4 protein-coding genes are annotated in these 5,304 nt (G+C 70.4%); 3 read left to right on the top strand and 1 reads right to left on the bottom strand.

Translation table 11 applies throughout. The features are described from left to right. On the bottom strand, positions 1-1,004 hold a 1,004-nt coding region (locus CCN72_RS09815), incomplete at its 3' end, for a substrate-binding domain-containing protein (RefSeq protein WP_086807173.1). Positions 1,005-1,495: 491 nt separating this feature from the next. Between CCN72_RS09815 and CCN72_RS09810 the strand changes: the two genes are divergently transcribed. The 3 genes from CCN72_RS09810 (at position 1,496) to CCN72_RS09800 (ending at position 5,128) form a co-directional block, all read left to right on the top strand. Next, positions 1,496-2,350: an ABC transporter permease gene (locus CCN72_RS09810; protein WP_086807174.1), complete on the top strand. Its 855-nt coding sequence runs from the start codon at positions 1,496-1,498 to the stop codon at positions 2,348-2,350. Continuing rightward, a complete protein-coding gene (locus tag CCN72_RS09805; RefSeq protein ID WP_341868868.1) occupies positions 2,347-3,375 on the top strand; it encodes a carbohydrate ABC transporter permease in 1,029 nt (342 codons plus the stop codon). Before CCN72_RS09810 ends, CCN72_RS09805 begins: the two co-directional genes overlap by 4 nt. A 100-nt stretch (positions 3,376-3,475) precedes the next feature. Then, positions 3,476-5,128, top strand: coding sequence for a type 2 periplasmic-binding domain-containing protein (locus tag CCN72_RS09800; protein ID WP_086807171.1), 1,653 nt, complete (start codon positions 3,476-3,478; stop codon positions 5,126-5,128). The last annotated feature ends 176 nt before the right edge of the window (positions 5,129-5,304 follow it).

Below are 5,304 nucleotides of genomic sequence, written 5' to 3'. Positions count from 1 at the left end.
GGGCGGGGGGAACGGAGGCGGGAGGTGAGGAGTTCGATGCCCTTGCGGCCCAGGGCGCGTTTCGGTGGGGCGACGGCGGTCAGGGGGACGCTGGCCAGGGCGGCGACCTCGTCGTCGTAGGAGATGATCGCCAGGTCCTGGGGGACGCGGATGCCGCGCTGCGCCGCCAGTTGGAGCAGGACGATGGCCTCCGCGTCGCCGTGGGCGAGGACGGCGGTGGCGCCTTGGGCGCGGAGGTCGTCGAGGACCTCGTCGATGCGCTGCTCGGTGTGCGGGGAGGTCTCGCGCTGCGGGACCAGGTGGACCGGGGTGTCCTGGTCGAGGCCCAGGGCGCGCAGGGCGTGGGTGTGGCCGAGGCGGACGGCGGGGGCCGTGGGGCCCAGGTCCTTGACCATGAGGGCGATCCGGCGGTGCCCGAGGCGGGCCAGGTGCTCCACGGCCAGCCGGGCGCCGGCCTGGTGGTCGGTGACCACATGGTCAAGGCGGTCGACCAGGGTGGTGGAGCGCAGTTCGCGTTCGACCAGGACCACCGGGATCTTCAGCTCGCGCAGGCGTTCCTCGAAGCGGGTGTGGCGGGAGTTCTCCAGGGTCGGCGGGGCCAGCAGCAGGCCGTCGACGCCGTCGTCCAGATGGCGGCGGATGGCCACCAGGTCCTGCTCGGGCTGGTAGTCGGAGAAGGCGAGGGTCAGTTCGGCGTTCAGTTCCGACGCCGCCTCGCGGGCTCCCTCCAGCACCTCACGGAAGTAGGGGCCGTTGGGCAGCAGCAGGCCCAACCGGAGTGCGTCCGGCGCGCGTTCGGGATCCTGTCCGGTCGTCGCGGCCCTGCGGTCCAGGGCGACTCCGCCGTGGAAGCGCCGCACCAGACCTTCGCGTTCCAGGGCCTCGACATCGCGTCGCACCGTGACGTCGGAGACCCCCAGCAGGCCCACGAGGTCGCTGATCCGTGCCGAGCCGTGCTCCCGCAGATGGGCGAGGAGCAGGTCGTGCCGGTCCGGAGAGAGCATCACGCGTCACATTTCCCTTGGCGCCGACATGGAAAGGGTTCCGAACTGTTGGGAACGGAAGAAACCTAGCGCGCCGAAAGGGAGTTGGGCAGCCCTCGGTGACTCGGCGAAGACAGAAAGGCGGCCGAGGTGGTGAGTGATCGAAAGGAGGAATAGGGGGCGAAAGAGGAAGGGAACGGGATATCGAATGGCTCCGGATGCTTCCGGGTCGCTCCAAGTGCGCACGACCTCATTGACGGGTTACGGACCTGACCGGATGCTGAAGCCGCATCGGACGGCGGAGGTCCCTGCGGGCAGTCCGCCGTGTTCGGCGGCGCCTCGATGCCCCGCCTCGCCCCTGGAAGGAGGCCCCTGTGTCCCTGGTCGGCCAGCGGCCCGGCAGTACACCGGCCGAGCGACCCGACGCACCCCCCGAAGCACCCCTCGCACCGACCCGGCACACGGTGTCCCGGTGGCAGCGGGTGCGGCGGGACCGGGTGCCGCTGCTCATGATGGTGCCGGGCGTGCTGTACTTCATGATCTTCCAGTACGGCGCCCTCGCCATGAACGTGATCGCCTTCCAGCACTACATCCCGTTCCTCGGGATGAGCCACAGCCCCTGGGCCGGGATCTCCAACTTCCGGACCCTGTTCGGTGATCCGGGGTTCTGGCAGGCCGTCTGGCACACGGTGAGCCTCGCCCTGTTCCAGCTGGTGTTCTTCCTCCCGGTGCCGCTCGCGGTGGCGCTGCTGCTGCACAGCGTGCTGAACGGGCCGGTGCGCAAGTTCGTGCAGTCGGTGGTGTTCCTGCCGCACTTCGTCTCCTGGGTCGTGGCCGTCGCCCTGATCCAGCAGATGGTGGGCCCCACCGGTGTGCTGACCAATCTGCTGTCCGGCGGCGGCGACCACGTGGTGAACCTGTTCACCGACCCCTCGCTGTTCCAGCCGATGATGGTCGCCGAGCTGATCTGGAAGGACTGCGGCTGGGCCACGGTGATCTTCACCGCCGCCCTCTTCCAGGTGGACGAGCAGCTCTACGAGTCGGCGGCCATGGACGGCGCCGGGCCCTGGCGCCGCTTCTGGCACGTCACCCTGCCCGGCGTACGACCGGTCGTGGTGCTCGTGCTGATCATGCGGCTCGGCTCCGTCTTCAGCGTCGGCTTCGACCAAGTACTGCTCCAGCGCGACTCGTTCGGGCAGCGGGTCTCCGAAGTGCTCGACACGTACGTCTACTACCACGCCACCGTCAACGGCGACTGGTCCGTCGCCGCGGCCGCGGGACTGTTCAAGGGCGTCGTCGCCCTGGTCCTGGTGGTCGCCGCGAACAAGGTCGCCCACCGGCTCGGCGAGCAGGGGGTCTACCGATGAGCCCGGCCACCGGGGCAGCGGCCCGCCGAGCGAAGGACAGCGGTACGAAGGACGGCGGCCCCAAGGGCGCCCGTGCGAAGGGCAGCCGTATGCCGAAAGGTCGTATCCCGAACGGTCGTATGCCGGGCGGTCGTACGAAGGCCCGGCGGCCCGCCTGGCAGGAGGAGCCGAGGGTCCTCACCACGGCCGGCAAGGTGCTGGCGTTGGTGCTGATCACGGCGGCCGTGGTGGCGCCCTTCTGGGTGGTGCTGGCCACCAGCCTCAGCTCCAGCCGCCAGGTCACCGCGGACGGCGGGTACTCGCTGTGGCCGCGGGAGTTCTCGCCGCACGCCTTCCACCAGATCCTCACCGGCTCCACCGCGGGCCGCGCCCTGGTGGTGTCGCTGCTGCTGGTGGTGGTCGGTACGGCGGTGTCGCTGGCCGCGACCGTCCTGCTGGCGTACGCCCTGGCCCGGCCCGGGGTGATCGGGGGCGGCTGGGTGCTGAAGATGACGCTGATCGCGTTCCTGTTCCCGCCCGGGATCATCCCCGCCTACCTGATCGTCGACAACCTCGGGCTGATCGACAGCTATCCCTCGCTGGTGCTGCCCGTCGTCGTCGACGTGTTCAACCTGGTGGTGCTGCGCGGCTTCTTCCAGGGACTGCCCGGCGAGCTGTTCGAGGCGGCCCGCCTGGACGGGGCCGGCGAGTTCACCGTCCTGTGGCGGATCGTGCTGCCGCTGTCCAGGTCGGTGATCGCGGTCGTCGGGTTCTTCTACGGCGTCACCTACTGGAACGACTTCTTCCGGGCCCTGTTCTACCTCAACGACCCCGGCCGCTGGCCGCTCAGCACCCTGCTGCGGCTGCTGGTCACCCAGGGGGTCACCGCGGACGCGAACGGCACCACCGCGAGCGCCCTCCAGGACACCTCCCGGACCACGCTGATGGCCACCATCGTCCTCGCGGTCGTCCCCGTCCTGGTCGTCTACCCCTTCGTCCAGCGGTTCTTCACCAAGGGCGTGCTCACCGGCGCGGTCAAGTCCTGACCCCGCGGTCAAGTCCTGGCCCCGCGGTCAAGTCCTGCACCCCGCCGACCGGTTCCGCTCTGCCCCGCCCCCTGAACAAACGCGTCCGCTTGGAGCCCTCATGTCCCTGAACATGTCCCGCCGCTCGGTGCTCAGAGCGGCCGGTGCCGGAGCCGCCGTCCTCGCCGCCGGTCCCGCGCTCGCCGCCTGCGACAACGGCGGCGGCCCGGTGTCCGTCTCCAACGAGGGCACCAAGCAGGCCGCCTGGCCCGCCCATGTGCCCGCCAAGGTCCACTACGACCTGCCCGCGCTGCCCGACAACGGCGCCCCGGCCGTCCTCAACTACCCCTCACTGCCGCTTCCTTCGTCGGTGCGGAGCAAGCCGGGCGACGGCTCGACGGTCTCCTGTATGGCGCTGAGCTACGGCGCCGCCGTCAAGCTCGACTCCTCCAACCGGATGGTCAAGGCCGTCGGCGACGCGATGGGCGTCACGCTCAAGCCCCGGTTCGTCATCGACACCGGCACCAGCTACACCACCGCACTGGCCACCATGATGGCGGGCGGCGACCAGCCGGACATCCTGATGATCCCGGCCACCGGCGCACCCCACATCAGCGAATTCATCCGCTCCAAGTGCGCCGACCTCAGCGAGTACCTGTCCGGCGACGCGATCAAGGAGTACCCGAACCTCGCCGCCCTGCCCACCCGGGGCTGGCAGCTGATGGGCCGGATCGGCGGCGGGATATACGGCGTCCCCACCTACCGCTACAACGCCCCGCAGGTCGGCCTGTTCGCCGACCGCGACAAGCTGGAGAAGGCGGGGATCTGGGGCAAGGGCATCGGTGTCCAGGAGTTCACCGATGCCCTGGCCAAGCTGAGCGTGAACGGCCGGTACGGCATCGGCAGTTCGAGCGCGGCCGCGTTCGGCTGGACCTACCACGCCGGTGCGGCCGGCGCTCCCAACTGGTGGGGCGAGTCCGGCGGGAGCTTCCGATTCACCGCCGACACCCCGGAGTTCGAGCAGGCTGTGGAGAACATGCACCGCTTCTACACGCGCCGCGTCTACAACCCGGACGCGCTGACGCTGGGCGCCGGCGACGCCCAGCCCAAGTTCCTCAACGGCACCTGGCTCACCTGGCCCAACGGCACCGGAGCCGCGGCCCAGATCTTCTCCCAGGTGCGGGGCTTCACCCCCGACCTCGCCTTCCCCTACGGCGACAGGCCCAACACCCCGGGCGGCGACTCGGTGTTCGGGTTCACGGTCATCAAGAAGTCCTCCCCGGCCCGGATCAAGATGCTGCTGCGCATCCTCGACTTCTTCGCGGCGCCGTTCGGCACCAAGGAGTTCGAGCTGGCCCGGTACGGCGTCGAGAGCGTGCACTTCACCCGCGACAAGGACGGCGCCCCGGCGAACGCGACCAGGCTCGGGCAGACGGAGAACAGCACCAATCTGCCGTTCCAGTACTTCAACATGGCGCCGCAGCCGCTGTTCTTCCCCGGGCTCGCCGGCCTCACCAAGCGGCTCTACACCTCGCAGAAGGCGCTGCTGCCGATCTGCGCGCCGGACGCCTCGGCCGCCTACCGCTTCTCCTCGGCGACCTTCAGCGCCAAGTGGGCCGGGGTCTCCCCCGCGCTCAACTCCGCGGTGATGGACGCCGTGTCCGGCAAGACGAAGGTGTCCGACTGGAAGGGCACCGTCGCCCGGATCAAGCAGCAGAACGGCATCGACCGGATGGCCGAGGAGTTCGCCGCGGCCAAGGCGGCCACGCGCTGAGCCCGGCCACCCCGTGGTGAGCCCGGCCGCCGCCCGCTGACGTACCGCACCTCCCGCGTGGGGCGCCTCCTTCCGCCGGCGCCCCGCGCCCATGACCCGAGGAGTCCTGTGTCCGACCTGCCCCCCGCGGCCCGCCGCCCCCGGGTCCTTTCTCCGGCGCCCCGGCTGCGGGCGGT

It is taken from the genome of Streptomyces murinus (assembly GCF_002154555.1).
Lineage (GTDB): Bacteria > Actinomycetota > Actinomycetes > Streptomycetales > Streptomycetaceae > Streptomyces > Streptomyces murinus.
This window is presented reverse-complemented; position numbering and strand designations above follow the sequence as displayed.